Annotated in this window: 19 protein-coding genes; 13 read left to right on the top strand and 6 right to left on the bottom strand. The window is 39.4% G+C overall.

Annotated elements, in window-relative coordinates; translation table 11 throughout:
• Nucleotides 1–92: 92 nt before the first annotated feature.
• Genes H5058_RS00860 through djlA form a run of 3 tightly spaced genes read left to right on the top strand, consistent with a single transcriptional unit; the run spans nt 93 to nt 2,622 of the window.
• Complete coding sequence (locus tag H5058_RS00860) at nt 93–1,094, top strand: aminoglycoside phosphotransferase family protein (RefSeq protein WP_089368768.1); 1,002 nt, start codon at nt 93–95, stop codon at nt 1,092–1,094.
• The gene (gene murU / locus H5058_RS00855) at nt 1,091–1,744 is read left to right on the top strand and encodes an N-acetylmuramate alpha-1-phosphate uridylyltransferase MurU (protein ID WP_058374205.1); all 654 of its coding nucleotides are present in this window, start codon (nt 1,091–1,093) and stop codon (nt 1,742–1,744) included. The genes H5058_RS00860 and murU overlap by 4 nt, the downstream gene beginning before the upstream one ends.
• A gap of 17 nt (nt 1,745–1,761) precedes the next feature.
• A complete protein-coding gene (gene djlA / locus H5058_RS00850; protein WP_089368767.1) occupies nt 1,762–2,622 on the top strand; it encodes a co-chaperone DjlA in 861 nt (286 codons plus the stop codon).
• Here the strand turns inward: djlA and H5058_RS00845 are convergent.
• Both H5058_RS00845 and rluA read right to left on the bottom strand, forming a co-directional pair.
• Nucleotides 2,605–3,618 carry a DUF3530 family protein gene (locus H5058_RS00845; protein WP_182676541.1) on the bottom strand — a complete coding sequence of 338 codons (1,014 nt, stop codon included), beginning with the start codon at nt 3,616–3,618 and terminating at the stop codon, nt 2,605–2,607. The two genes, djlA and H5058_RS00845, sit on opposite strands and share 18 nt — an antisense overlap.
• Before the next feature lie 92 nt (nt 3,619–3,710).
• Complete coding sequence (rluA, locus tag H5058_RS00840; protein ID WP_179806938.1) at nt 3,711–4,364, bottom strand: bifunctional tRNA pseudouridine(32) synthase/23S rRNA pseudouridine(746) synthase RluA; 654 nt, start codon at nt 4,362–4,364, stop codon at nt 3,711–3,713.
• Nucleotides 4,365–4,501: 137 nt separating this feature from the next.
• Between rluA and H5058_RS00835 the strand changes: the two genes are divergently transcribed.
• The 3 genes from H5058_RS00835 (at nt 4,502) to H5058_RS18660 (ending at nt 5,195) form a co-directional block, all read left to right on the top strand.
• Nucleotides 4,502–4,729 (top strand): hypothetical protein, encoded by a 228-nt coding sequence (locus tag H5058_RS00835; protein WP_011329274.1) that lies wholly within the window; start codon nt 4,502–4,504, stop codon nt 4,727–4,729.
• Nucleotides 4,729–5,016, top strand: coding sequence for a type II toxin-antitoxin system RelE/ParE family toxin (locus tag H5058_RS00830; protein WP_182676539.1), 288 nt, complete (start codon nt 4,729–4,731; stop codon nt 5,014–5,016). The genes H5058_RS00835 and H5058_RS00830 overlap by 1 nt, the downstream gene beginning before the upstream one ends.
• An 89-nt stretch (nt 5,017–5,105) precedes the next feature.
• Nucleotides 5,106–5,195, top strand: a complete 90-nt coding sequence (locus H5058_RS18660) for an IS3 family transposase (RefSeq protein WP_404936287.1) — start codon at nt 5,106–5,108, stop codon at nt 5,193–5,195.
• Between the two features lie 100 nt (nt 5,196–5,295).
• Here H5058_RS18660 and rapA read toward each other — a convergent pair whose 3' ends face one another.
• Complete coding sequence (gene rapA, locus H5058_RS00825; protein WP_011329272.1) at nt 5,296–8,190, bottom strand: RNA polymerase-associated protein RapA; 2,895 nt, start codon at nt 8,188–8,190, stop codon at nt 5,296–5,298.
• Between the two features lie 444 nt (nt 8,191–8,634).
• Between rapA and H5058_RS00820 the strand changes: the two genes are divergently transcribed.
• From H5058_RS00820 to H5058_RS00810, 3 genes are all read left to right on the top strand, one after another.
• The gene (locus tag H5058_RS00820) at nt 8,635–10,032 is read left to right on the top strand and encodes a PhoH family protein (protein ID WP_182676537.1); all 1,398 of its coding nucleotides are present in this window, start codon (nt 8,635–8,637) and stop codon (nt 10,030–10,032) included.
• A 66-nt stretch (nt 10,033–10,098) separates the two neighbouring features.
• Nucleotides 10,099–13,869 (top strand): PAS domain-containing hybrid sensor histidine kinase/response regulator, encoded by a 3,771-nt coding sequence (locus H5058_RS00815; RefSeq protein ID WP_182676535.1) that lies wholly within the window; start codon nt 10,099–10,101, stop codon nt 13,867–13,869.
• On the top strand, nt 13,853–14,752 hold the full coding sequence (locus H5058_RS00810) for a diguanylate cyclase (RefSeq protein ID WP_011329268.1): 900 nt from the start codon (nt 13,853–13,855) through the stop codon (nt 14,750–14,752). Before H5058_RS00815 ends, H5058_RS00810 begins: the two co-directional genes overlap by 17 nt.
• Nucleotides 14,753–14,889: 137 nt before the next feature.
• Here the strand turns inward: H5058_RS00810 and H5058_RS00805 are convergent, their stop codons facing one another.
• Nucleotides 14,890–15,834 carry a D-2-hydroxyacid dehydrogenase gene (locus H5058_RS00805; RefSeq protein ID WP_011329267.1) on the bottom strand — a complete coding sequence of 315 codons (945 nt, stop codon included), beginning with the start codon at nt 15,832–15,834 and terminating at the stop codon, nt 14,890–14,892.
• Between the two features lie 502 nt (nt 15,835–16,336).
• Here H5058_RS00805 and H5058_RS00800 point away from each other — a divergent pair.
• The 4 genes from H5058_RS00800 to H5058_RS00785 all read left to right on the top strand — a co-directional run bounded on the left by H5058_RS00800 (nt 16,337) and on the right by H5058_RS00785 (nt 23,145).
• The gene (locus H5058_RS00800) at nt 16,337–17,470 is read left to right on the top strand and encodes a 1-acyl-sn-glycerol-3-phosphate acyltransferase (protein ID WP_011329266.1); all 1,134 of its coding nucleotides are present in this window, start codon (nt 16,337–16,339) and stop codon (nt 17,468–17,470) included.
• 318 nt (nt 17,471–17,788) lie between these two features.
• Nucleotides 17,789–18,034, top strand: coding sequence for a DUF1289 domain-containing protein (locus tag H5058_RS00795; RefSeq protein ID WP_011329265.1), 246 nt, complete (start codon nt 17,789–17,791; stop codon nt 18,032–18,034).
• Between the two features lie 181 nt (nt 18,035–18,215).
• On the top strand, nt 18,216–18,419 hold the full coding sequence (locus tag H5058_RS00790; RefSeq protein ID WP_011329264.1) for a DUF3283 family protein: 204 nt from the start codon (nt 18,216–18,218) through the stop codon (nt 18,417–18,419).
• A gap of 220 nt (nt 18,420–18,639) precedes the next feature.
• Nucleotides 18,640–23,145, top strand: coding sequence for an EAL domain-containing protein (locus tag H5058_RS00785; protein ID WP_182676533.1), 4,506 nt, complete (start codon nt 18,640–18,642; stop codon nt 23,143–23,145).
• 57 nt (nt 23,146–23,202) lie between these two features.
• Here the strand turns inward: H5058_RS00785 and H5058_RS00780 are convergent, their stop codons facing one another.
• Both H5058_RS00780 and H5058_RS00775 read right to left on the bottom strand, forming a co-directional pair.
• Nucleotides 23,203–24,156: an ion transporter gene (locus H5058_RS00780; protein ID WP_011329262.1), complete on the bottom strand. Its 954-nt coding sequence runs from the start codon at nt 24,154–24,156 to the stop codon at nt 23,203–23,205.
• Nucleotides 24,157–26,823, bottom strand: a complete 2,667-nt coding sequence (locus H5058_RS00775; protein ID WP_182676531.1) for a bifunctional acetate--CoA ligase family protein/GNAT family N-acetyltransferase — start codon at nt 26,821–26,823, stop codon at nt 24,157–24,159.
• Nucleotides 26,824–26,898: the final 75 nt, after the last annotated feature.

Below are 26,898 nucleotides of genomic sequence, written 5' to 3'. Positions count from 1 at the left end.
TATCGACCTTTATACGCTGTGATTAATTTCAAGTAGACATAATAAAGGAAAACAATGGCAAAGTAATTAGTGAAAAATAGATAGCTTATAAAATGACACGTTTTGAACGCTTACAACTCTTTATAAATACTCACTTTAGTGAGCAACAATGCACGTTAGCGGCAATTACTGCCGATGCGAGTTTTCGTCGTTATTATCGCTTAAATTGTGCTAATAACAGCTTTATAGTGATGGATTCCGATCCGCTTAAAGTAAATAATGCGCCGTATATCTCGCTTAATAGCGTATTTACGCAGCAAGGATTTTTATTGCCCGCTATTATTGCCAGTGACGAGCAGCAAGGTTTTTTTATTTTAAGTGACTTAGGCAGCACGCACCTAGCAGACATGCTTGATGATGAGCACCGCACCGAGTATTACCAGCAATTAATTAAGCTGAGCGTACAGTGGGCAAAAACACCTGCAGCCGCTGCTATGCAAGCTTATGATAAAAAGTTTATAGCTGTTGAGCTTGGCATATTCAGCCAGTGGTTAATGCATGACTTCATTGATTGTGAACTAACAGCAGAGCAACAAATGCTGTGGCAAACAAGCTGTGATCTGCTTAGTAATACCATGCTTGCTCAGCCTAGCGTTACCATGCACCGCGATTACCATAGTCGTAATATTATGCGCTGCAACCAGCAATGGGCGATCATAGATTATCAAGATGCTGTACGCGGGCCGTTGTGTTACGACTTGGTATCTTTGTTACGCGATTGCTATTTTAAACTGCCAGAGAGCGAATTAACTCATTTAGTTAAATACGGATACGATGAATTTAATCGCCAAGGTTTAATTGCTAATGTTACCTTTAATGAATTTAAATATTGGTTTGATTTAACCGGTTTACAGCGCCATTTAAAAGCGGCAGGTATTTTTTGTCGTTTGTATTTACGTGATGGTAAAAAAGGTTATTTGGCTAATATACTTCCTACACTTGCATACATTGTAGAGGTAGCTGCTAATTATTCAGAGCTACAGGCCCTTGGCTTATTTATACAAAATACCATTGCTCCTAAAGTGGTTGAGCGCTTGGCTAAGGAGCGCACATGAAGGCGATGATTTTAGCGGCCGGGCGCGGACAACGTATGATGCCACTAACGCAAAATATGCCTAAACCTATGTTGGCAGTAGCGGGTAAGCCATTAATTGAGCATCATATTGTTAATCTTAAAGCGGCGGGTATTACCGAAATAGTAATAAACCTTGCGTGGCAAGGTGATAAAATTAAAGATTATTTTGCCAATGGCAGCAAGTGGGGCGTAAATATACGTTATAGCCAAGAAGTGGCAGGTGGCCTTGAAACGGCCGGTGGCATTATTGCTGCGCTGCCCCTATTAGGCGATACCTTTATTGTTATAAATGGCGACATATATACCGATTACGACGTAAGCGCGTTAACTCAACTGCATTTACAAGCGGGTGAGGCGCACATAGTGCTGATAGAAAACCCACCGCATAATCCTAACGGTGATTTTGCACTCAGTCATTTGTCGAGTGATAGTCAAAAATATACATTTTCTGGAATTGGCCGATATCAAGCCGATTTTTTTAACGATTTTGAGCAAGGTGTTCGTCCGCTTGGGCCTATTTTAGCTAAAAAATTAACTGAACATTTAGTCTCTACCGAACTCTACATAGGCCAATGGGATGATGTAGGTACTCCTGAGCGATTATCAGCACTTAATCAACGACAAATTTAATAGAGGTAATAATTTAGATGTGGGGAAAAATACTCGGGTTTATTTTCGGTTTTATGTTTGGCAAAATATTTGGTGCTATTTTTGGCCTATATCTTGGCCATATGTTTGATAAAAGCTTAAAAAAAGATTTTGATAAAGCCGGTGGCTTTTCAAACTTATTTAAAGGTGACGACGTCAACGAGCGTCAAGCGCTGTTTTTTTCTAGCTGTTTTGCAGTTATGGGGCATATTGCTAAATCAAATGGGCGCATTAGCGAAGTACATATTAAAGCTGCAACGTTATTTATGGACGAAATGGGCCTACAAGGCGAAGAGCGCCGCGAAGCACAACATGCATTTCAGTCGGGTAAAGAAAATGATTTTTCATTAAAAGAAACAGTACAAGACTTTAAAGAACGTTTTGCTAAGCGTTATGATTTATTACAGCTATTTTTAGAAATTCAAATTCAAATGGCATTTTCAGATGGTGTACTCGCTGAGCAAGAAAAACTACTTTTACAAGAAGTGAGTAAACAGTTAGGCGTATCTAGAGCGCACTTTGCTTTTGTATTAAAGCGTTACCAAGCAGAGTTTAGCTTTAGGCAGCAGCAACAGCGTTATAAACAACAGCAACAAGGGCAAAGTAGCAGTTACCGTGAAGGTTCAGGCCATCATGTACCACCTAATAATAATATAAACCGCGCACAAGCGTTGGCATTATTAGGGCTTAATGACTCGGCAACAGCGCGAGAAATAAAGCTCGCGTATCGAAAACTGATGGCGCAGCATCACCCTGATAAATTGGTATCGCAAGGTTTACCAAAACATATGATGGAATTAGCGGTCAAAAAAAGCCAAGATATTCAAGCTGCTTACGAGTATTTAAAAAAGTCGGCGTAAAAAGCCGTCTATTTCTTTACTTAGGCGTGCATGTTGATCGGGCTGATTGCGCAAACCAAATAACTGGCGTTGGCGATAATCAAATTTTGCGTTGCGGTTAACCCAGCGCTGACGATTTTTAAGGTTCATTAAAATCTCGTTGTTATCGTTAGCGTAGTAAATATCCAGTAATGGTGGGGCAATTAAAGACGAAGTTTGGCTTAAGTCTTGATTACGTTTACTGTTAGGTAAATAACTGCTTAAACTTATAAATGCATTAAGTCTTGAGTCGGGAAATTGCGCATAATGTTCAAGTAGCACGCCAGCACTGATCCCCTGGGCAATTACTACAATATTATTCGGCTCTGCCATTACTGTATTATACAGTGCTTCATAGCGGGCGATTAAATTTACTTTATAGTTATCGAGTACCGCGTCACTCACTTTTTCAATGGCATTAACATGGTGTGGCTCAGCACTTTTGTTTACACCAGTATCCTCAATAGTAGCACTTTCAACTGCAGCACTTTCATTATCAGTGCTTTGATTAGCTGTATTTGCATTGTCAGAGCTTTGGGCAAGAATATTTTCAGCTGAGGTGCTTTCAGTTGCAGTGTTTTCGTTAGTTGCAGCAGTGGCTATTTCTTCACTCGCCTGCCAGTTAATATCAGGTACTGTCATTGCGTAGGTAGTGTAGCCTAAATTATTTAGTTCTTTGCGTAAAAAGCTCATTCCGGCATTATTGGTCGCGCTTGATTGCCAATCAGGTATAAGCAGTACAGTGCCTCTAAAATCAGCACTCATATACTCGCTGTATAAAGTTAAAAATTCAGTATCGCCAGCTAATATAGGCTTTATTTCATCATTGGGAAGTAAGTGTTGAATATCATTATTTTCAATACTTGCATACGAGGGTGGGGCAATATGCTCTGCTGCAGTTACTTGCACAGTTAAAAGTAGCGCACAGCTTAGCAGTACGTTTAGTTTAATTACCTTTAAATACTGCGCCAATACCATAACCAACTCAAATAAAAAATATTACTTAGATATCGGCGCAGCAGCAAAAAAGTTTAGCGTAACAGGCTAAACTTTAATATTAATTGTTAGCGCTAAAAATCAGGGTCAGCTTCAAATGTAAGTATTTGCTCAGTAGTTGGATGTTTTAAGCTGAGCATTTGTGCGTGTAATTGCAAGCGCGGCGCCGCAGCGAGTGCCTCTTTGTGCGCGTAAAGCCTATCACCTAAAATAGGATGGCCTAGGCTTAGCATATGTACACGCAACTGGTGCGAGCGGCCTGTAATAGGGGTTAGTTCTACACGGGTTGCATGTGGTTCACGTTCAAGTATTTTAAAGTGCGTAAGCGACGGCTTACCGTTTTCGTGATCAACCATTTGCTTGGGGCGATTAGGCCAATCGCAAATAAGCGGTAAATCAACCGAGCCGGTTTGCGCCTCAAGTTGCCCATATATCCGGGCAATATAGCGCTTGGCGGTTTCGCGCTCTTGAAACTGCATACTTACATGGCGGTGTGCGGCTTTATTCATTGCCAAGCAAAGTATGCCCGAGGTTGCCATATCTAAACGGTGCACTATTTTAGCGGTAGGAAAAACTCGGTTAACACGGCTTATTAAGCAATCGGCATGTTTAGGGTCTTTACCCGGCACGGTTAACAACTCGCTAGGCTTATTAACGATGAGTAAGTCCTCATCCTGATACAGAATAGTTAAATAAGGATCTGTTGGGGGATTGTAGTTAATTAACACGGCCGACCTCAGTGATTTTCAAGGGCGCCATTTTAGTGGAGCGGGCACTAAGGCTCAAGGAAAAAGATCAAAGTTTAATTGCATGTTTTTCATGCTGGTGTAAAATTACACCAGTATGATTTTTTGAGGTATATATTATGGCAAGGCAAAGCATTTCGCTCACTGAGAAAAATGATTTATGGCTGCGTAATCACATTGAAAATGTAGGTGATTACGCGAATAAAAGCGAATTAGTGAATGACTTAATTCGACGTGCAAGAAGGGCTGAAGCTATCAATAGTAAACTGCTTAAATCTGAAAAAAGTGGCTTTACTAATCAATCTGCTGATGAAATCCTGACTGAATTTAAACTAAATGTTAAGTAATGCGAAAGTTTAAACTCTCAAATGATGCTAAAGAAGACTTACGTCGTATTTATCAGTATGGCTGTAAGGAGTATTCACAGCAGCAAGCAGATACTTATTTTTATGCTTTTTTTACTCTGTTTGAAAAGCTAGCTGCAAATCCTTATTCCTGCCAATCAGTTGATCATATTCGTAAAGGTTATCGACGTGCCGTTTGTGGCTCAGATAGTATTTATTACAGAGTTTATGAAACTGATGTTGAAATAATGGCTGTTTTGGGTGGGCAAGATATAGAAGAGTGGTTGTGATTTACAAGTGATTTTAGAAAGAGTTGAATAGCACTTAACTAATCGTTTTATAGGGTTTTTATCAAGTTTTAAGGTGAGCTCAGTAATAAATTTTTTATTACAACAACGCATGCATTAAGTTGAAACTAAAAAGCCTGAGTTCGATACACTACCGAAATCAGGCTTTATTAGCTGCTTAGAAATGAATCCAACTTTATGGGGTCACTTCAAAATACCGCGCTTTCTTCATTCGCACATTAGCAATTTTTTACTAACGGCTGTCAGCTTATCGCCAAAGCGTTAGTGCGAAACCACAATCAAGCGTATCGCATCTAGTTTTAACTGGGTTTTTTCAATGTAGGTAGTCAAATCTGTGCGTTGCTTATCGTAGAAGGTAATTTCTTCTTGGCGAATATTAGGGTTAATTTGCTTAAGAGCAACTAATCGTTGCTGCTCTTCACTTAGTGATGTTTGCATTTTAGCCAGTGACGCAGCACGAATAACTTCAAGCTTTTCTTGTGCCATGTCTTTTGCGGTGCTGATCATTGGGTGAATAGCACTTTGCAATGCGCCGGCTAGTTTACTGGCTGTTTGGCGACCAACGGCAGAAAGCTGCTGATTAAAGCCGTCAAACGCGACGTTTTCACCTAAGTTATTACCTGCTTTATCGAGTAAAATACGAATTGGCGTAGGTGGTAAAAAGCGTCCTACTTGTAATACTTTTGGTGCCATAGCTTCGGCTACAAAAATAAGCTCAACAAAAAAGGTGCCTGGTGGTAGTTTTTTGTTTTTAAGTAAAGCAACCGATGCGCTACCAAAATCGTCGTCACAAATCATATCTAGGGTGCCTTGCACCATAGGATGATCCCAACTAATAAAGTGCACGTCTTCTTGCGAAAGCGCGGTATCGCGGTCAAATGTAACTGTCATGCCATCTTCTCTTAATGCCGGAAACGAGGCGTTTAACATATGCTCGGTTGGCTTTAAGATAATGGTATTTTCGCCTTTATCTTCTTGGCTTACGCCAAAGGTGTCAAATACGTTAATCATGTAACTAGGCAGTTCAAACTGATTGTCTAGTTTTTCAATATCAGCTACCAAAGAGTCGGCTGCGCCTTGGCCCGATGAATGCAGCTCAAGTAAACGGTCGCGTCCGCTTTCCATTTGTTTGCGCAGTACCGCATTTTTTTGTGCTACTTGCTCAAGTAATGGATCTAACTCGTCTTCGTCGCAGTTATGCGCTGCAATGTAATCAAGTAGGTCATCACGGAATTCTTTATACAACATTTGTCCCGTTGACGAGGTAGATTCGAATGCGTCTAGGCCTTCGTTGTACCAACGTAGTAATACTTCTTGGGCGGTGTTTTCAAAATATGGCACGTGAATGTTCACATCTTGAGTTTGTCCAATGCGGTCTAGTCGGCCAATACGTTGCTCTAGTAAATCTGGGTTTAGTGGTAAATCAAATAACACTAAATGATGTGAAAACTGAAAGTTACGCCCTTCAGAGCCAATTTCAGAACACAGCAGTATTTGCGCGTTGTCGTACTCGTCTGCAAAAAATGCAGCGGCGCGGTCACGCTCAATAATCGACATACCTTCGTGAAACACTGAGGCTTTAATTGCTTCGCGTTCACGTAGTATTTGCTCAAGGCTGATAGCTGTTTCGGCTTTAGCACATATTAGCAGTACTTTTTCACGCTTAAGGGTTTTAAGAGTGTCGATTAGCCAATCTACGCGAGGATCAAATGCTCCCCAGCTGGCGCTTTCGCCTTCAAACTCTTGAAATATTTTTTCTGGGAATAGTGCGCGCTGTGCACTAAGTTCGGGATTTTGAATGCCGCTCATATTGCCCAGTACTGTCATTGCTGTTTTATATTGCTTTGGCAATGGCATAGGGTAGGCGTGTAATATACGGCTAGGGTAGCCGTCAATGCCGCTGCGGCTATTTCTAAATAAGATGCGGCCGGTGCCGTGGCGATCCAGTAACATGTTAAGTATTTCTTTACGCGCGGGTAAATCACCTTGCTGTGCTTTTGCCAGAATATCGGTAATGTCGGTTTCTTTTAATAGCTCAATTAAAGTCGCTTTAGCGCTCTCGTCTAGGCCTTGCTCTTGGAGTAATTGATTAGCAGCTTCGGCAACGTCTTTGTAATTTGCTTCTTCTTCTTTAAACACGTCGTAGTCGTAAAACCTGTCTGGATCGAGTAGCTGTAGGCGAGCAAAGTGGCTGCTATGACCAAGTTGATCTGGCGTGGCGGTAAGTAAAATAAGGCCCGGAATATCTTGGCTAAGCTCGGCCATACGTTGGTACTCTGAGCTTGGCTTGCCATTATTAATACTTAAATGATGCGCTTCATCTATTACTAGTAAATCCCAGTCAGCTAAAGTTGCTTGTTCGAACCAACGTTTTTTCTTGGTTAAAAACTCTAGGCTGGTAAGTACCAGTTGTTCGGTATCAAATACATTTGGCGAGTCGGCAAACGCTTCATCGCAACGATCTTCATCAAAAATAGAGAAACGTAAATTAAAGCGGCGCAGCATTTCTACTAACCATTGGTGCTGCAGATTTTCGGGTACTACAATAAGCACACGGCTGGCACGGCCACTAATAATTTGCTGATGTAAAATCATTCCCGCTTCAATTGTTTTACCAAGGCCTACTTCATCTGATAAAAGTACGCGTGGTGCAAAACGTTTACCTACTTCTTGGGCTATATAAAGCTGATGCGGAATAAGATTAGCACGCTGACCAATTAAGCCTTTTATAGGCGACTGTTCACGTTCAAATTTATGTAACCATGTTTGGTAGCGCAGCGTGTAACGATCAAAACGATCTACTTGGCCGGCAAATAAACGATCTTGAGGTTTGTTAAACTTAATAAAATGATCTAGAAAGGTTTCTTTTAGTTTGGCTGCTTCACCATTATCAACACGAGTACCGTGATAACAAAGTAGCTCGCCTTGCACTTCAATAGACTCAACTTCTAATTCCCACTCTTCAACGCTTTTGATCACATCGCCAGGATTAAATGACACACGGGTTACGGGTGCTTCTGCCCAAGAATAAACGCGGCTTTCGCCACTAGCAGGAAATAATATGCTGACCTGACGGCCTTCAATGGCAACAACTGTGCCTAATCCTAAATCTGACTCTGTATCACTGATCCAACGCTGACCTAAGGAAAAATTCATATATGTCTCGTCTATGAAGAAAAAGGCGGCTATGTTACCTGTTAGACAACACCACTGCAAGGCGCTATTAGCCTCACTTTTAATTAATTCGGTAAGTGTGAATTATTCCTAACAAAACGGCTAACATCTGGATCTTTTTTGGGTAAATAAGTACACAGTAAGATAATAAATAGCTCTGCAGCTATTACTTTGAGCGTTAGCAGCATTAAAAATATTTCCTTAGCAAAACCTACTTAATTAACTTTTATAATGCACTATTTTAGTCAGTCGATTGCTTTGATTTTAAGGTTTAATTAAAACAAAATCGAGTTTGTAATAAAACGGACTTTTATGACAAATAGACTAAACTAAAATTATACCTAAGTAACTAACGAGCCATCACTACTCAAAAGCACTTAGTTAGTTTGGTATAGCATACTCATCATAAAAAGTAAGGACAGTGCTATGGAAAATGCTTCGAACCTTAAAAGTAAAATGTATGTGCTAGATACCAATGTATTGCTTCACGAACCCCTCGCGTATTTATCGTTTCAAGAGCACCATGTAGTTATTCCGATGACAGTGTTAGAGGAGCTTGATCATATAAAAGATAGAAAACACGATGTAAGCCGTGATGCTCGCGTGGCTATTCGTGGTTTAGATGAAATATTAAAAAATGCCACACCAGAGCAAATGCTCCAAGGCGTAGCCCTTCCTAGCAATAAAAAAGCGAAAATAGCATCAAACGGCACTTTAATTATTGTAAACGATCATTTATTTGCCGACTCTATTTCTGGCCTGCCAGGCAATGAAAACGATCATCGCATTATTAACTGTGCAGTGCATTTACAAAAGCAGCACACAAATAGCAAAGTAATATTAGTCACTAAAGATATAAACATGCGCTTAAAAGCCAAAGGTGCAGGGCTTAATTATGTTGAGGATTACCGCACCGATCAGCTTATAGACGACATTAGCTTACTAACCAGCGGCTACAAAAAAATAGCCGGAGACTTTTGGCAGCATGTTGGCCAATGTAATACTGAGCAATATGGCCGTGAGACCTTGCATCATGTGGCTAAAAACTTAATCCCTGATGTATTTTATAATGAGTATTTAATTGATGAGGGGGATCAGTTTGCAGCGCGAGTTAAATCGTACGATGAGGAGCATATAACCTTAAAAGATATAGGTTATGAGCGATTAATGAACCAAGGTGCATGGGGTATTAAACCAAAAAATATTTACCAAGGTATGGCACTCGATGCTTTATTAGATACCAGCATAGAACTGGTTATTTTAACCGGCCCTGCAGGGTGTGGTAAAACTTTATTGGCGCTTGCTAGTGCACTAGAAATGGTGATCGAAAAAGGCATTTACGACAAAGTAATAGTAACGCGTAATACGCCAGAAATAGCCGAGTCAATTGGCTTTTTACCCGGCACTGAGGAAGAAAAAATGGCGCCATGGCTAGCGGCCATTACCGACACCCTAGAGGTATTACATAAGGGCGACGAAAATCCAATTTCAAGCCGTAATTATATTATGGAAAAAGCCAATATTCAGTTTAAGTCGGTAAATTTTATGCGTGGTCGCAGTATTCAAAATGCAGTAGTTATTTTAGATGAAAGCCAAAACTTAACGGCGGCACAATTAAAAACCATTATTACCCGTTGCGGCGAAGGTACTAAGCTAATTTGTACCGGTAACTTGGCACAAATAGACAGTAACTACTTAACACCGGTTACTTCGGGCTTAACTTATATTGTGGAGCGCTTTAAAAACTTTGAAGGTAGCGCAACAATAAACCTCAATGGTGTGGTACGTAGTCGCCTAGCTTCATTCGCTGAAGAAAACTTATAACTTGCGCTTAACATTATGGCTCGCTAGTCTATTAGCTGATTATTGAGCCATAAAACAGGCAAACAGTTGAAGTTTTTACCCTTAAAAGATTATTACCGCTCTTTAGTTGTGGCTTTGGCCGTGCCTTTGTTTGTGGCTTTATTATTATGTTTGCACCTTTACAATATTAAGGTTGAACGTGCGATAGAAAAGCGCCATGGCGATTTTGCTAATGTATCGGCGCAAATTGAACATACTATGGCTGGGGTAAATAACTTATTTACCACTATGTTTAATTTGTATCACCAACCTAAGCCGCATTTAGCAGATAGCACAATGCCATTGCACGTTAATCAGTATGATGACTATTACTATCGGTATTTAAGTAATTTAAATGGCGAAATAGTAGGTGCTGGCGAATTTTCTCAATCGCAAAGTGCCTTATTACGCTGGCAAAAAGTCGTCATGTTAGCCCCTTCATTTAACACCACGTTAGCGCTAATACAGTCATTAAGTGCAGTTGCTTATGTTGATGAGCAAGGTTTTGCTTACGTTGCCAGGCGAGATCGTAGCCAAAGTGCCTTTTTAACTGATATTTTAAAAGGCAAATTTAAACCACCACTTTTAACCGAGCAACTCAGCTCTAGCCAAATTATTAAAGTTGCTAATAAAGCCTACTTTGCCATTGGCCGACAACAAGATATTAACTCCCAAGATTACATAGTTCTTATTTATGACTTACAAGCTATTTCTAATTGGCTAAAAAAAGTATCGCCGCAGCAAGGCGAATATATATTTATGAATCAGTATCATGAGGTTATTGCCAGCTCACAAAAGTTGATAAACAAAGCTGTTAAGTTAAATCAATATTGGCCGGCAGTATTAATAGAGCACAATAATACTAAGGAAGTTAAAGGTAATCAGTTTTTAATGCAGCCAATTGGTAACTACCCTATACATGCTGCCTACCATGAGCCAATAGAGCAGTTATCTGCGCCGATTATTTACGAAACAGCGATAGAATTTATATTTTTAACCGTGTTTTTAAGCATTATGTTTAGCGTGTTTTTTTGGTTGAGCCAGCGTATTTTTATCAAGCCGATGACCTTTTTAATGCGTTATCTAGAGCATAACGACACTGTAACTGGCGAGCAGTTAAACTATAAAATTCCTTTAAATTGGCAGCCATGGTTTTTAAAGGTAAAAGCTATATTTGCTAAAAATACTCAGCTGGTCGAATCCCTACAGAACGTTAATAAAGATTTAGATAAAAAATTGCAGCTACAGTCTGAAAAACTAACCAGCAGCTACGAAGCCAAAGAGCGTCATTTAGCTTTACTTAATACTGTACTTAATAACGTTCCTGACTTTATTTATTTTAAAAGTATTGATGGCTTATTTTTAGGTTGTAATAAAGCTTTTGAAACATTTATTGGTAAAAAGCAAGCTGAGCTAGTTGGTAAATTAATAGAAAATGAGAGCAGCGATAGTAAAAAAATTAGTAAGCTAGAGCAACAAGTACTACACAATCGCACGCAAATTCAACAACGTATTGATAGCGCAGAACGCTCTTACTTATTAACCATAGCGCCATTTTATAATGAACAGCAACAACTGTTAGGCGTTATGGGGATTGGCCGCGACATAACCGAGCAACAGCAAACCCTACATGCATTAAAAGAATCAGAAACTAAATTTAGAAGTGCGATAGAGTTTGCGGCTAATGGAGTGGTGTTACTTTCGCTTGATCATACTATTTTACAAGCGAATAAAGCGGCTAGAGAGCTATCTTCTGAACAAAATTTATTGGCGGGAGCGCCTTTAAATCGAGTGTTTAGTAACCCCCAATGGCAAGAAATTAAAGCCACGTTGGCGCAATTACTAAATAATAAAAAACGGGTATACCATTTAACTTTAGCGCACGGCGAACTGGCAGATTGGTTACAGCTGAGCGTGTCGTTAGTGTGGAATGAAAATGCCGAGCCGCTGTATTATGTTATTCATATTCAAGATATAAGTATATTAACCAAAGCAAAACATGATGCAGAGCGCGCCACATTAGCAAAAAGTCGATTTATTGCTAATTTAAGTCATGAGATCCGCACACCGCTAAATGCGGTATTTGGTTTACTTGATATGCTTATTGAGCAAGGACTTACGCCAAAACAATTAGAACAAACCGCGCAAGCTAAGCACGCAGCACACAGCTTGTTGTTAATGCTTAACAGAATGCTGGATTTTGCACGGGTAGAAAGTGTGGCAGCGCAGTTAAAACTCGCGCCATTTAGCATTGTTGAGTTGGTTGATATTTGTGAAAGTTTAACGGCACCTTTATGTGAAAACAAAGGGATTGAATTAATTATTGATATTGATCCCTTAATTGCCCCCAACCTTATATGCGACAGCATTCGCTTACAGCAAGTATTAGGTAACTTATTAACTAATGCTGTTAAATTTACTAAAACCGGTAGTATTACCCTTAAAATGGATTTATTACCAAGTGATACCTCAGAGCAACAACATATTTGCTTTAAGGTAATAGATACCGGAGTTGGCATAGATAAAGCCGATCAAAGGCGCTTATTCGATGCCTTTACCCAAGGGGATGAGTCATCTACGCGAACTCATCATGGCGTGGGCTTAGGGCTGGCTATTGTAAAGTCGGCAGTGCTGTTAATGGGTGGCGAAATAGCGCTAAATAGTGAAAAAGGCGAAGGGTGTGAGTTTTACTTTAGTGTTTTATTAGATGTTGTACCTGCTTGTAAGCAGCTACCTGATAATACATTAGTTATTTTATCAGCGCATAGTCACGAATTAACTCAGGTTATAAATGCATTCCCTACGCTTACTTATACTAATTTAGAGCAAATATTAAAATCTCCTCGGGAGCATTTAAAAGCCAAGCAATTAATTATAGGTGCAGCAGATTTACCTGCTTTATTAGCGGTAGCAGTAATTAAAGATATTTTATTTGCAAAAGCAATTACGCTTATTGTTGTAAGTAATCAACCAAGGTTAAATTTGCCGATCAGCATGGGTTTAACTGTACAGCATATTAAAACGTCAGCGCTTGCACAGCGATTGTTTAATTTAAATTTAGAGTCAGCTTTAAAAATAACGAATACAACGAAATTAAACCCAAGTGTGTCGGGTCTGTTAGTGTTAGCGATTGACGATAATCAATTAAACTTAGAAATAATTAGCAGCGTGTTACGCCAAGCAAAAATTAATGTGGTTACAGCCACCAGTGCCATTGATGGTATGGCATTATTACCGAATTTAATGCCAGACTTAATTTTAATGGATGTGCAAATGCCTCATTTAGATGGTTGCCAAGCAACAACTTTAATTAGGCAGCAGTATAGTGCAGAGCAATTACCTATTTTTGCACTAACCGCTCATTGTGAGCCTGCAGATATTGAACGCTCTTTAGCGTGTGGCATGAATAAGCATTTAACTAAACCTGTGGTTGCAGAAGTGCTTATAGGTGCAATAACCGATTTAGCACCTTATAAGCCGAGCTTTTTTGAGTACTCATTTGCTTTAACTCAGTTTAGTTTAAACGAAACACTGCTTAACACTATGATCGGTAAATTTGCTAGTGTGTGCAAAACTCAATTAGCGCAGCTCAAAATAAGTAATAATAAAGATGACTTAATTCGTATAGCGCATAGTATTAAAGGCGTAGCGGGTAATTTAGGCTTTAGTCGACTGTCGCAATGTGCACAGCAAACTGAAAAAGATCTTAAAACAACCGATAAAGCTGTTGAAATAACAACGAAAGAGCTTATTATGCAGTTAGAACAGGTGGTTGTTTTTATAAACGTTTTAGGGGCAATGGATGTCAAAAAAAGCTAAAGTATTAATTGTTGATGATGATGCTCTTAATCGAATTGTACTCGAAAAAACACTTAGCGATGAGCATGAGGTGTTTTTAGTTAAAAGTGGTGACGAAGCGCTTACTTTTATAAAAACAACACAAGTTGATTTAATTATACTCGATATTGTTATGCCAGGGATGAATGGCTACGAAGTACTGGTTAAATTAAAAGAAGATTCAGCAACGCAAATGATCCCGGTTATTTTTATATCGGCAAATAGCAGCCATGATGACGAGTCTAAAGGTTTAGAACTAGGCGCAATGGATTATATAACTAAGCCATTTTGTTCATCAATTGTGCGCGTAAGAGTACGTAATCAACTGCTTATTAAGCAAAAAAATGATTTGCTTGAAATGTTAGCTTCGATTGATGGCCTAACCGAAATACCCAATAGACGCAACCTAGACGAAAACCTATCTCGTGAATGGCGTAAAAGTAAGCGCAACAACACACCACTTTCAGTGCTACTTATGGATATAGATCACTTTAAGCGTTACAACGATACTTATGGGCACCGAGCTGGCGATGACTGCTTAAAAGCGGTGGCTCAAGCACTTGCGGCACAATGTGAGCGTGGCAGTGACTTTATTGCACGCTATGGCGGAGAAGAGTTTGCAGCCGTTTTACCCGGTGTAGATAAAGCTGAAGCGACAGGCTTTGCAAATAAGCTACGTAATGCTGTTAATGCATTAAATATAGCGCATAAAGCATCGCTTAATGCTGAGCATGTAACTATTAGTATTGGTGTAGCTAGTACTGAAAACGCAAGTATTGAAACTGAGCAGGCACTTTTAGAAGAAGCTGATTTAGGTTTATATGCAGCGAAAGAGGGTGGCCGTAATCAAGTTGTTGCCCGCTAATTAAACTTTTATTTGTAAAGTAAACGCCAACGTTATTGGCGTTTAATAGTTAATTTTCGGATGAACACATTTAAAAAAGTGTAGCGCTTTTTAGAGCTACACAGCTGGGCATTACAGCAGGGCACTACAGCAAGGTATTACACTAAGCGATTACGTGATTGCTGCTGCGTAAACGCCATAATATTTAAACTTACCTCATTTACCAAACGTACAATTGACTCTGTGCTTGCCCAAGCAATATGTGGCGTAAGCAGTAAGTTATTGCCTTTATAATTAGCCAGTGGGTTAGTTAGTTCAGCGGGCTCTTTAGTCAGCACATCAACCCCGGCACCTGCAATTAAGTTTTGCTCAAGAGCGGTTGCTAAGTCTGCTTCGTTAATAATGCCGCCACGTGCAGTATTAATGATAATGCTACTTGGCTTCATCATTTTAAGCTCATTGAGTGTAATTAGATCGCGAGTTTCATCGGTTAATGGGCAGTGCACACTAATTATATCGGCGGTTTTAATTGCTTGTTCAAAAGGGATACGACCTTCACGGCACTGTGTCCCTTTGCGCTCGGCAGTAATTACATTTGCGCCAAAAGCGCTAGCAACCGTTGCAACCGCGCTACCAAGGGTTCCACCACCAATAATAGCGAATGTTTTGTCTTGTAAATCGTTAAAGCTATAATCTAGGCGGCAAAACATTTCACTTTTTTGCCATGCACCTTGCTGGCAGTCTGCTTGGTAGCGATGTGTATTACCTAATAAATTAGTGATTAAAGAAAAGGTATGTTGTACTACAGAGGGGGTTGAATAGCCGGCAACGTTAGTTACTGCAATACCAAGCTCTTTAGCTGCTACTAAATCTACATTATTAGTACCAGTGGCACTAACACAAATTAGCTTTAGTGATTTTAATTGGCTCATAGTTTCACGGTTTACAACTGCTTTGTTGGTAATTAAAACGTCAGCATTTTTACTATGAGCAACAACTTGCTCCGCACTTGTTAATTCATGAACGGTAAGCTCACCTAATTGAGCAATACAATCAAGTGATGTTTTAGCAAGAGTCGCATTATCGAGAATAGTAATTTTCATATTTTTTCCTAAAATTAAACCCCATTTAAGAGAGTTATTTGCAATGCTTGCATTGCTTGATTTGAGGTTGGAAATATTTGCAGTACTAATGAAAGCAAATACAGCGCAGCATACGTATGCAAGATTAATACACTAAAGTACTATAAAGCATACACTTTGTTAATTTTAAAGTCGTAAAAACGTAGGCCAACTTAAATGTGGTCTGCCCACTAGGTTAGTTGTTACATGCTACCCTTTACGGCTATTTTGTTGTACTGCCGTCGCCATGCAGCTTTAGTAAAGCTATTTGCTTTAACTAATATTCACTATAAATAACAACAGGGCAATGTAAGTTGCATCAAGTGTGCAAACTTATAAACTTGCCGACTAAACTATAACTCTATTTGAACTAGGTAAATCGAACTTTAGTATTGCTAGTTTCGTATTTTTGATTGAGTTATAATCAAAATTAGACACGACGGTGCGCTTTGGCGTGCCGTTTTTAACTTTGTAGATGCGCTAAATGATTGAATTAGAAGATAAGTACGCTGACATAAGACCTTACAATGATGATGAAGTTGCCACTTCGCTGAAGCGTTTAATTGACGATAATGCATTTATTGATGTAATTGCAAAGTACAATTTACCACGCATTTTATCGGCAATTCCATTTGTTGCACGACCATTAATTAGACAGCAACTACGTAAAAAATGGGGCCAAATTAATAGCGTTGAAGATGTACAAAATGAAGTTGCAAAGTATTTAAATAAGTTAGTAAAACGCACTACGTCAGAAGTCACTTTTTCAGGGTTGGATAAACTAGACCCTAATCAGGCCTATTTATTTATATCGAATCATCGTGACATTGTGCTCGATCCGGCTTTAGTAAATTGGGGATTGTTTCAACATAAAATGAAAACAGTGCGCATTGCAATAGGAGATAATTTATTGCAAAGACCCTATATCACTGAGCTTATGCGATTAAATAAAAGCTTTATAGTAAAGCGATCTGCAAAAGCGCCTAAAGAAATGCTTAAAGCATTAACGCAGTTATCTTCCTATATTTATGACTCACTAACAGCAGGAAACTCTATTTGGATAGCGCAAAAAGAAGGGCGAGCAAAAGACGGTGTAGATCAAACCGATCCGGCACTACTAAAGATGCTACAACTAAATGGGCGTAAGCAAAAAAAAGAATTTGGCGATTATATTAAAGAGTTAAAAATAGTGCCGGTATCAATATCGTATCAATACGAACCCTGCGCAATTGCTAAAGCAAAAGAGCTTTATCATAAACAACACCATGGTCAATATGTAAAATCTGTAGGTGAAGACATAGCCAGTATTGTTGAAGGTTTTAGCTCATCTAAAGGACATATTCATTTAGCTTTTGGACAGCCGATAGAGTCACATTGCGACAGCGCAGATGAGCTGGCTAAAACAATAGATAAACAAATAATAGATTCATTTTATTTGCACCCAGGTAACTTTATAGCAGGCGGCTGTACAGAAGCGGTCATTAATAAAGCCGACGCTGCAAAGTTTGCAAAACGTATGGATAAAGTGCCCGAAGAGCTTAAACCTTTGGTATTAGCTATGTATGCAAAGCCATATCATCGTAAAGCAGAAGTAAATATTAAAAGTTGTGAGCATTAAAAGCTAAAAGCAGTTTTTTGGCGATTATATTTTAGCTTTTAGTAAGCGATAAAAGTCACTCAGTATTTATTTAAAGTATTTTTATTACTGAAAGCTAATAGCTAAAGTTGCTTTTTGTTACGGCACTTTAGCTAAAGCGAAGTAAATTTGTATTACAGCTTCAGCGCATGTTGGGCTGTGGTTTATGCCCCGGCTGATACCTACATTTTATCTGGTTAAGAGATTTACTAAACGTCCAGAGCTAATTACTCACAAAGCTGCTCTTTGAGTAAATAACGCTATACTTAACCTGTATCTTTATAAGTGTGGGGAGGGGCAATGCAACAAATTGAAATATTTGATATTCCAAGCCCTTGCAAGAGTATTTGTTTGGTTAATAATAGGGGGTATTGTAAAGGTTGTTATCGTAGCCGCGATGAGCGTTTTTTATGGAACTCGTTAACCAACGCACAAAAGAAAAAAGTATTAAATTTGTGCCAGCAGCGCTACAAGCGTTTTATACAAAAAAAACTAGACGTTACTGCCGCTAGCGAATTAATTAATCAGCAAGGTTTTGACTTTTAGTTAGGGGGCGTGCCCTTTGTTGATTAAATTCGTAATTATCTGAGCCAATAAGCTATTAAATCCCCAAACATAATATAGCATTTAGCTGACTAAGCTTGTTGGCCTAGATGCTTTATTAAAGCAGCATTCATAACTATTTATAAGTATAATAAAACATCTTTAGTAAGTAATAGGAGTTACTGTGAGTTTTAATTTATGTAATTTACCTCGTGAACAAAAGTATCAAATTCAGTTAGATTATGAGGCTTCTTTTTGGGCGTATCAAATTAAGCGCGGGAAAAAAACACGTGAGCAAATATATAACACCCTCCATAGCCGCCCTATTGCAGAGCAAGCTTCTTTAAAGCAACAATTTGAAAGGTATTTAGCACTAATGTTAGGCTAATGTTGTGCTTACTTGAGCAGCTCGAGTTGATTTAAAACCTCTTTAGTTTATAGGATTTATACATTCATCTCTAAAAGTAGACCTGATTTATACCGCACTATTGGTTTTAACTCGATGTTAACATACAATCATTCCTTAGTATTGCTTTTGGTGTGTGCCAATATCGTATATCGTCGCTGTCAAATACCTATCAAAAGCAACATAATAAGTGGGATCAAGAATGGGTAAAGCTATTAACAGAACAATAAGTTGCTTGCTCGCACTTATGCTAATAATGAGCAGCCAAATAAACGCACAAGTGAAGCGTTTATCTCCTAGTGAGGGGCTATCTCAAAGCTATGTTAATACTATGCTTATTGATAATAAAGGTTACTTATGGCTGGCAACAGAAGGTGGCCTTAACCGTTATGATGGCTACCAAGTAATGCTAATTAACGGGCCTAATGGTGAGCTTGAAGAAGCTATTATTGACCGCATATATCAAGACACCCAAGGGCATATTTGGATTGCCTCACTGCTGGCAGGGCTATTTCGCTATGATCCAGCTACCGATTCTTATAAACAGTTTTTAGAAAAGCCGCTAAGCGAAGAGCAGATAATTAATCAATCTGTTTTTAGCATGTTAGCAATAGATGATAAAACCCTCTGGATTGGCCGAGGCCGTGACTTTGCAAAGCTTGATATTGAAAGTGGTGAAATAACCACTATTTTTGAGCTTCCGAGTAAATACAAAAGTACCCTAGTTAGAAAGCTATTTTATTATAATGGCTATATATTTATTGGTACTAGTCATGGTGCTTATGTGTTTGATATTGCCAGTGAAAAAGTGCGGCCATTAGAGCATTTACGCGCAGAAGCTGAGCATATTTACCAAAATAATGTGAAGTCATTTGCTATTGCTAACAATAATCAGCTATTAGTGGGCGCTGTTAAAGGGTTGTACCAAGTTGATATTAGCAATTTATCGAGCATGTTTGAGCGCCCCGATGTGGCATTTAACAATAGTGTATTGCTTGATAATTTAAATATTTGGCAAATTACAAATGACCATGAAAAAATTGATTTAGCCACTGATAAAGGGTTGTTCAAGTTTAATTTAAAAACGGGGGAAATAATAAAAAACACCCGCATTAACCAAAGTAAATATACCCTAGCCGATACGAGTATTATTGATATGGTTAAAGATAATTCTGGTGGAACATGGGTGGCCACTAAAACAGATGGGGCGTTTTATTTAGCCAATAATAACTATCAGTTTACCAATGTTGAGGGCAGCATGCTTGGCGGTGACGGCTTATCGCATCATTCTATTTGGGGTATTACTGAGTATAAAGACAAGCTATGGCTAGCTACGCATAATGGTTTAACTGAAGTTGATTTAAAAACAAATATAGGCAAAACGTATTTACAAGATTTTAAAGTTGATTTGCTAACTACTGAATTTACTATTTATAAAATAATGCCTTATAAAAATAAATTATGGCTGCACTCCAACAGAGGTTTATTTATTTTTGACCCTGTTAGCCTGCAATTAACTGAGCCGCAAACACAAAATCCGAGCAACCAAAAGCTGATCGCCGGCTGGGTTCATGGTGTTACTTTAATGCCCGATGGTAACTTGTACTATGTGCACTCAGATCATGGCATGCTTATGTATAATATTAATACCCAGCAACTAACCCAGTTAGAGGGCGAGTTTACTCAGTTTGACCCTTTTTTAGCGCATGGGTTTTTACCACCATTATCGACACAACCAGATAAGCCTTTATTTTTTAGTGGTGGGATTTTATATCAAGTTAATCCTCACAGTTTAACTCTAAAAATAATATATAAGGTTCCTAAACAACATGAAAATGTTGCCATAAATGTGCTGTCGTATGAAGTTGATCGTAATAATATTTTATGGCTCTCGTTATCCAACTTTGGCCTGATTGGCATTGATGCCTTAACGTATGAACTTGTTCATACTATTGATTTAGACAAAAACAAATTGGGTACCTTATTGTACGATATGGTGCTTGATGACGATGGCATGATTTGGATGAGTAGTCATAAAGGCATTTGGCGTTTAAACCCGACTACACTGCATTTTCAGCAATTTACTACGTCAGAAGGGCTGCTCTCTGCAGAATTTAACAGCGGCGCTATGGCACATTTAAAAGATGGGCGTATTGCTTATGGTAGCCTAAAAGGCTTTACCTATTTTCACCCAATGAACAATCAAAACACCAAAGCGTTAATTGATCACGTTAATATTACTCGGATCAATTTAATGTCGCGAAACTTGTCGCTTAATTTACAGCAACCACTTGAAGAAATAACATTAAATCATGACGATATAGGTTTAGAAATAGCTTTTTCGGCAATGTCGTTTAGTTTTCAAGAGCGGATTATTTATGAGTATCAGCTCGATAACGGGCAAAAAAGTTATACCCGTAACAACAGAGTGTTATTTCCAAAATTAAATCCGGGTAACTACCAATTAAAAGTGTGGGCTAAAGACCCATTAACCGGCGAATATACGTCGCCCGCTAGTTTAAAAATAAAAGTGAAATACCCACTATGGCGTGCCCCTTATTTTGTGGTGCTATATGCATTATTGCTAATTGCTTTAGTGGTTGCTTGGGTAATGCGCCGCAATAAAATACAGCGTATTTTATTGGCAGCTCACAAAGAAAGTAAAGAAAGCGAAGCGCGTTTAAAACTGGCACTAGAGGGCAGTGAATCCGGGGTTTGGGACTGGCAGTCAAGCAGCCTTAGTATTTATCAACCGCGGTTAATAAATGAATTAGGCTACAGCGTTGAATGCGTAAATTTAGATGACTATTTAGTAAAAATACACCCACAAGACAGACCTTTATTTAGATTGGAGTGGTTAGAGTTTTTATCTACAGATAAAGGATCTTTTAATTGTACCTACAGGCTTAGGCATGCAAAAGGGCATTGGCGCTGGTACAAAGATTTTGGCAAAGTAGTAGAGTGGCATAATAAATTACCGCAAAAAGTGGCCGGAACTTACACCAATATGACCCGTGAAATGGTGTTTGAAGAGCATGCTCGCTTATTCGCAGCAGCCTTTGAGCAAACTCGCGATTGGGTATTTATACTCGATAAAAACTTTAATATACGCGCCTCTAATAAATCCTTGCAAACTGCGTTTAACTTCCCAGCTGAGCCGCGATCTAGCCGAGTACTTAATTTAGGAATTTCGCGCAGCAGCCGCTTTGATTACTTGCGCATTATGCAAAAGCTCAATGTAGGGGAGCACTTTTCTTGCGAAGACACAGTAACATTGGTTAATAACGAGCAACGCCACGTGCTTGTTAAAATAAGTGCAGTTGCCGATAACGAACACAGACTAACCAGTTACGTTGTTATTTTAACCGATATTAATGCACAAAAATTAGCAGAAAATGAGCTGCATATACTCGCCAACTACGATCAGCTAACTAGCCTGCCAAATAGGGCATTATTTAATGACCGTGTAATACATGCCATTGAGCAAGCACAGCGCCATAACAGCAAGGTTGCTTTGCTGCATATTAATATTAAACGCTTTAAACACTTTAATGATTCGTTAGGGCGAGAAGTTGCCGATGAATTGATTAAAACAGTGGCTGAGCGATTAAAAAGTACCTTACGCCCCAGCGATAGCGTAGCTCGATTTGGTGGTGATGAATTTGTTGTGTTGGTTGAAGATATACAGCAAATAGAAGAGGTATTGCTCGTTTGCACTAAATTAATGGGCTGTGTTAATAAAAATATTGCCCTTAATGGTCAAATAATTAATATTAATTTAAGCATTGGTGTTGCCACATATCCAGGTGATGCGCAGCAATATAAAGATCTATTAAAAGCTGCCAATATTGCTTTATACCACGCTAAAGATAATTTAGAAGGGAGCTATAAGTTTTATAAGCAAGAGATGAATCAACGGGTGCAAAAAGCACTGCACCTAGAATCGCAGTTAACTAAAGCGTATCAAGAGCATGAATTTTGTAATTATTATCAACCTATTATAAGTGCTAATAGCCAAAAAACCGAAGGCTTTGAGGTATTGCTACGCTGGCCAAAAAATCAATTAGTGAACACTCAAGAGTTTTCGTTAGCGGCAGAGAGTATTGGTTTAATTACAAAAATAATGCTGCAAACATTGGGCCGTGCTTTAGAAGAGTTAGTGGCTTGGCGCAAAATTGCTCCCGAGTTATATTTGTCGATTAACTTATCGGCACTCGATTTTGAATTTGAACACTTGGTGCCTGAAATTAAAAAGGCATTAATTAAAGCAGCTATCCCTTCTAAGGCGATTGTATTTGAAATAACAGAATCAATATTAATGCGCGATTCAAAGCAGGCCTTATCGAGTATGGATATGTTAAAACAACTAGGTTGTAGGCTTTATATGGATGACTTTGGTACAGGTTACGCATCGTTAACTTATTTGAAGCGCTTTCCTATTGATGTATTAAAAATTGACCGTAGTTTTGTACAAGATATAGGGGTTGATTCTAATGATGAGGCAATTATCCAATCTACGCTTACTTTAGCCCACAGCTTAAATAAAGAATGTGTGGCAGAAGGCATTGAAAGTACCCATCAATTAGTATTTTTAAAAGCACTTGGTTGCGACTATTTTCAAGGTTATTTATTTAGTAAACCTGTGCCCACAAATGCAGTTATTCCTTTAATTACTCGCGATTGGAGCGACGTGTTTAAGCAAGATTAAAGGAAAGCCCTTAGTGTGCAGTTGCCAGCTAAAAGCTGACAACTACTTTTAACCTATTTATGGGCGCTTGCCACAGTTTCTACAAAACATGTGTTCGCTGCGCTCGTTAAGCTGAACTTTTATGGCTTTATTGGCCTCTAGTTTACTCAGCCCTAGTTTGTAACGCAGATCTTCAAGGTGACTGAGGTGCTCCTCGCTGAGAGTGCCGTTAGTGATCTGTTCATGTACTGCATTTTCGAATACTTGACGGCGTTTGCGTACTTGCTCTGAAAAGCTCGATGCAAGTAAACCGGTAGGCACTGCAACCATTCCCATACTCACTAGGGTTATTACCCCACCAAATAGTTTACCAATAGGTGTTATGGGTACTACGTCGCCGTAACCTACGGTAGTTAGCGTTGCCATAGCCCACCACATTGCCGCAGGGATAGAGCCAAATTTATCGGGCTGTATATCGTGTTCAAGCAAGTAAATACCACAAGAGGCTAAAATAAGCACCACGGCCATAATAAAAAATGCCGCTAAAAGTGTACTGCCTTCATCAATAAATGCTTGTAACAGCAACTGCATAGCACGCGAATAACGGGTTAACTTAAATACTCGCAGTAACCTTAAAACTCGTAAAAAGCGCAAATCTAGCATAAAGAAAAACATCAATAAGCTAGGTAATATAGCAATTAAATCAATTAATGCTAAAGGCGAAAAAATATAGTGCAAGCGTCGTTTGGTATTTGAGCCCTCAATAGCTGCATATTTAACTCTGTCTACACAGGTCCAAAGCCGTATTATGTATTCAATAGAAAATATAGTTATGGAAACAATTTCTAATAAGAAAAATTCTTCATGGTACTGTTTAGCAATACTCGATACAGACTCAAGGACAATGGCAACTACGTTGACCATTATGAGACAAACCAGCATTACATCAAGTATGTGCCCCGCGCGCTGATACTCTCCAGAGGCTTCAAAAGTGTGCGCAATTTTTTGTCTAAGTTTTCGTATATAGTTCATTTATAGTTTAAGTACCATATTTATACTGCCTTCTTCAAAGTCGCGGCTTATTTTAAAGCCCAATTTACGCGCAAGCTCAATCATGCCGGTATTCTCTGGTAAAGTAATCCCTTCAATAGATTTAACTCCTTGGCGCTTACAGTGCTCAATTGCGGCTGTCATTAATATACGACCTAGGCCAAGGCCTTGGCAGTCTGAGCGCACTACAACGGCAAATTCGGCCTGTAAATTATCAGGATCCATAATAACGCGCGATACGCCAAGAGTACGAGGCTGCCCTTGATATGTTTGAGATACAATAAAGGCCATTTCACGGTCGTAATCTATTTGCGTCATTTTAGCGAGTTGGTCGTGATTAAACTGCCTTAACTCCCCAAAAAATCGTTTATAGCGATCCTCTTTAGTTAAAGACTGATCGAACTGCTGATGTGCTTGCTCATCTTCTGGTTTAATTGGGCGCAGCGTCGCTTGGGTATTATTTTTTAACGTTACGGCCTCTACCAATTCAATCGGGTAGGGGCGAATAGATAAACGTTTACGATGCGTTTGCACTCGATAGCGGTTAATGGTCATGGTGGCGTCCAGCACTAAAAATTGCCCATTACTGGCTAATATAGGGTTGAGCTCTAAGGAACTAATGTCGGGCTGATCAATTACTAACTGCGAGATGCGAGTAAGCAGTGCGCAGAGCCGATATTTATCTACTTTTTCAGGTAGAATACGATCCTTTAGTACGCCTTTATCGTGCGCCGCGGCAATTAAGTATTTTGCTAGGTTCATATTTAGCGGTGGCAAAGCTACTGCTGCTTGTGCGTATTCAAGGCCGGTGCCTGCTTCTCCTAGTAAAATAACGGGACCAAAATTAGGCTCTGTTTTTATTGCTATTCGCAGCTCGTTGGCTCCGGCACGCGGCGCCATTTTTTGTAGCGAAAAACCATCAATAATGGCATCGGGATAAGTGTTCTTTATTCTTAATAACATCGAAAAAGCAGTTTGCTCTACTTCTTGAGCGTCATTTAAGTTAAGCACTACGCCACCCACTTCAGATTTTGAAGGAATGCTTGGGCTAATTAATTTTAGCGCCACCGGAAACCCTAACTCAATGGCTTGCTCTTTTGCTTCTGTTGGCGTGTAAGCCACTTCGGTTTGAATACACTCAATACCGTAATGACTTAAAATTTGGCTCGCTTGATGGGTCGGTAAATAACTTTGTCCTTCTTCTAAAAATTCATTTACTAAGGCTTTAGCTGCCGACTTATTAATTTTTGTATCTACGGTATTCGACTCAGGTGTTTGGGTTAAATGCTTTTGATTGCGTCGATAACTAACTAAGTGCATAAAGGCCCCAACAGCGCCCTCGGGAGTACGATAAGTTGGGATCGCGTTATTAGCGCAAACACGCCTAGCAGCATAGGCGGCATCTTCACCGGTAAAGTTAGTAATAACATACGGGCGCGCCATTTTTGGGAGTGCTTGTAAGGTTTTAACAATAATATTTGCATAGTCTTCGCTAGGTGCTAGCGCAGATGGAGTGTGAATAATCAGTAAGTTTTTTACTTCAGGAGCTTTAAGTAGAATTTCTAACGCCTGCTTATAGCGGCTCGGGGCTGAGTCACCAAAAATATCCACCGGGTTTGAGGCCTTCTCTGAGCGAGGAATTACTTTATTGAGTGCATCACATGTCTCGTCACTCAATTGCGTTAATTTACCTGAACTTTGTATTAGCTCATCTACTGCCATTACGCCAGGGCCGCCACCATTGGTTAAAATAGTGAGCTGCTCTACTTTTAATAATTTTGGGTGCATGGCTAATGTTTGCGTTGCAGCAAATAGCTCGCGTAAATCGTTTACCCTTAACATACCCGCGCGCTGAAATAGAGCATCGTATACCGCATCCGAGCTATGCGCTATTCCCGATTGAGCTTCAGCGGCAATAGCGCCCGCATGGGTCCTGCCCGTTTTAATTACAATTACGGGTTTGCTAAAAGCAGCCGCTCGAGCGGCTGAAATAAAGCTGCGACTGTCCTCAATGTTATCTATGTAGAGCAAAATAGCCGTAGTTTTAGCATCGCGACCTAAAAAGTCGAGCAATTCAGTAAATTTAATATCCAGACAATCGCCCATTGACACAAAGTAAGAAAAGCCAATTTCTTTATTTTTTGCCCAATCTAAAATGGTTGAGCACACTGCCGCCGATTGTGAAACGAAAGCGAGTTTGCCAGGGCTCGCTACGGTATGTGAAAAGCTGGCATTTAGGCCAATATGAGGAATTAATAACCCTAAAGAATTTGGGCCCAACAGCGTAACTTGATGGCTAAGTGCGCACTCTTTTAAAGTTTGTTTTTGTGCGTTACTTAAGCCGTCAGCAATGATGATGGCATTATGACAGCCCAGTTTTCCAAGTTGCTCAATAATAAGGTCTAAGGTGTTTTTATTGGTACAAATAACCGCGAGATCAGGTACTTTTGGTAGGGCATCAATACTAGGGTATGCCAGTACACCATGCACCGCAGTGTGGTTTGGTGTTACTGGCATAATTGGCCCTTTAAAACCACTTTGCAATAAGTTACGCATAACTACGTAGCCAGCGCGGGTTGGCGTGTTAGATGCCCCAATAACGGCTACTGAGCTTGGGTTAAAAAACTGACTGATACGCTTGAGACTCATGGCTTTTCCTATGCTGATTAATATTTGCTATCTGTAATTTCACAATGTACTCTGTTTATATTATATTTTCGAGCG

This window comes from Pseudoalteromonas sp. SR45-4 (assembly GCF_014163535.1).
GTDB lineage: Bacteria > Pseudomonadota > Gammaproteobacteria > Enterobacterales > Alteromonadaceae > Pseudoalteromonas > Pseudoalteromonas nigrifaciens.
Note: the sequence above shows the minus strand (reverse complement) of the source record. Positions and strands in the feature narration are given on the sequence as shown.